General features: G+C 69.9%; 1 protein-coding gene. It reads left to right on the top strand.

What is annotated here, in order from left to right; translation table 11 throughout:
* A partial coding sequence (locus ACWGI2_RS42015; RefSeq protein WP_453701330.1) for a type I polyketide synthase occupies positions 1-2,734 on the top strand: 2,734 nt, incomplete at both ends.

The raw sequence follows: 2,734 nt of genomic DNA, 5'->3' as shown, positions 1-2,734 counted from the left end.
CCCACCACCGCCACCACCACGGCCAACCCGCCACCAGCCTCGCCTGGGGCTACTGGAAACACACCACCAACCTCACCCACCACCTCACCGACACAGAACTCGCCCACAGCAACACCGCACTCAGCACGGAACTGGGCCTGCGGCTCTTCGACGTCGCGCTCGACGAACGCGCGGAGGCCTCCCTGGTCTGTATGCCGATCGAACCGGCGAGTCTCCGCCGACGTGCTGATGTGCCGGCGTTGCTCCGGGATCTCGTTCCGGCTTCGGGGCGTCGTGGGGCAGCGGCTGGAGCGAGTGCTGTGCAGCGCTCGGGGCTGGTCCAACAACTGGCCGCCCTGGGCGAACCGGAACAGCAGCGCCTTCTGCTCGACCTGGTCCGCAGCAACGTAGCCGCCGTCCTCGGCCACAACCGACCCGAGACGATCGATCCGCAACGGCCGTTCAAGGACCTCGGCTTCGACTCCCTCACGGCCGTCGAACTCCGCAACCGCCTCACCAACGCCACCGCGCTCCAGCTCCCGTCCACACTGGTCTTCGACCACCCGACGCTCACCGTGCTCGCCACACACCTGCGAGCCGAGCTGCTGGACCAGCAACCGCAGATGCGGGCGCCCAAGGCGGTGTCGGCCGTGGTCGACGACGATCCGATCGTGATCGTCTCGATGGCCTGCCGCTATCCCGGAGGGGTGAGGCAGTCCGAGGATCTCTGGAGGCTCGTTGCCGAGGGCGGTGAGACGCTCGGTGACCTGCCCGACAACCGCGGTTGGGACCTCGACGCACTGTACGACGCAGACCCGGACGCCCCGGGCAAGATGTACACGCGCAAGGGATCGTTCCTGTACGACGCGGGCGAGTTCGACGCGGACTTCTTCCGCATGAACCCCCGTGAGGCCCTCGCCACCGACCCCCAGCAACGCCTCCTCCTCGAAACCGCCTGGGAAGCCTTCGAACACGCCGGTATCGACCCCACCACTCTCAAGGGCAGCAGCACAGGTGTCTTCGCAGGCGTCATCTCGCAGGACTATCTGATGCGGATGCACGGCGCGCCGGATCATCTGGAGGGCTACTTCGCCACGGGCGGCTCCGGGAGCATCGCATCGGGCCGGGTGGCGTACACGTTCGGTCTCGAAGGCCCGGCAATCACGGTCGACACGGCTTGCTCCTCTTCCCTGGTCGCCCTGCACCTGTCGGCCCAGGCGCTGCGCAACGGTGAGTGCGACATGGCTCTGGCCGGCGGCGCCACCATCATGGCCACGCCGGGCACCTTCCAGGTCTTCTCCCGTCAGCGCGGGCTGGCACCCGACGGCCGCTGCAAGCCCTTCGCCGACGCGGCCGACGGCACCGGCTGGGGCGAAGGTGTCGGCCTGGTCCTGCTGGAACGAATGTCCGATGCCCAGCGCAACGGGCACCCCGTCCTGGCGGTACTGCGCGGCTCGGCCGTGAACCAGGACGGCGCGTCCAACGGCCTCACCGCGCCCAACGGCCCCTCCCAGCAACGCGTCATCGAACAAGCCCTCGCCAACGCCCAGTTGACCGCCGAACAGATCGACGCCGTAGAAGCACACGGCACCGGCACCACCCTCGGCGACCCCATCGAGGCCCAGGCCCTCCTCGCCACCTACGGCCAGGCCCACACCACCGAAACACCCCTCTGGCTCGGCTCCATCAAGTCCAACATCGGCCACACCCAGGCCGCCGCCGGCGTCGCAGGCGTCATCAAGATGATCGAAGCCATGCGGCACGGCACACTGCCGCCCACCCTGCACGTCGACCGGCCCACCACCCACGTCGACTGGGAGTCCGGCCACATCGCGCTCCTGACGGAGCCCCAGCCGTGGCCCGAGACCAGCCGGCCTCGTCGTGCCGCCGTCTCCTCCTTCGGTATGAGCGGCACGAACGCCCATCTCATCCTGGAATCCGCGTCTCCCACCTCCGCGCAGGCCGCGGAAGAGCCCGATGCGGAACCGCAGGAGCGGTCCCGGCCGGTGCCTGTGGTCCTCTCCGCACGGACGCCAAGCGCCCTAGCCGAGGCTGCCGGGCAGCTGGCCGCATTCGTGGATGCCCACCCGGACGTAGAGGCGGGCTCCCTCGCCACCCACCTGTGGCGCGGACGGGCCAAGCTCGAGCATCGCGCCGGGATCGTCACCGACGACCGCGCGGAGCTGCAGGCCGCCTTGACCGCACTGGTTGACGGCAACGGCCATCCCGCCCTAGTCGTCGGCCCCGGCACAACAGCGCCGGGCAGGACCGCGTTCGTCTTCCCCGGCCAGGGCTCGCAGTGGGCCGGTATGGGACACCGGCTGGCGGCCGAAGAGCCGCTGTTCGCCGCGCATCTGGCCGCCTGCCAGGAGGAGCTGGCCCGCTGGTGTGACTGGGACCTGCTCGACGTGCTGGCCAGCGACGACGAGGATGCTCTGGCGCGGGTGGATGTCGTACAGCCCGCCCTGTTCGCGGTGATGACCGGCATCGCCCGCCTGCTGGAACACTACGGCGTCACCCCGGACGCGGTCATCGGCCACTCCCAAGGCGAGATCGCCGCCGCCCACATCGCCGGAGCCCTGAGCCTGCCCGACGCCATCGCGGTGGTGACGTTGCGCTCCCAGGCCCTCACCCAACTTGCCGGCACCGGCACCATGGCATCCTTCCCGCTACCCGCGGACGAGCTGACGGACCTGCCCGACGGCGTCCACCTGGCCGCCGTCAACGGACCCGCCACCACCGTCCTGGCCGGCGA

This window comes from Streptomyces sp. NPDC054866 (assembly GCF_053610745.1).
Note: the sequence above shows the minus strand (reverse complement) of the source record. Positions and strands in the feature narration are given on the sequence as shown.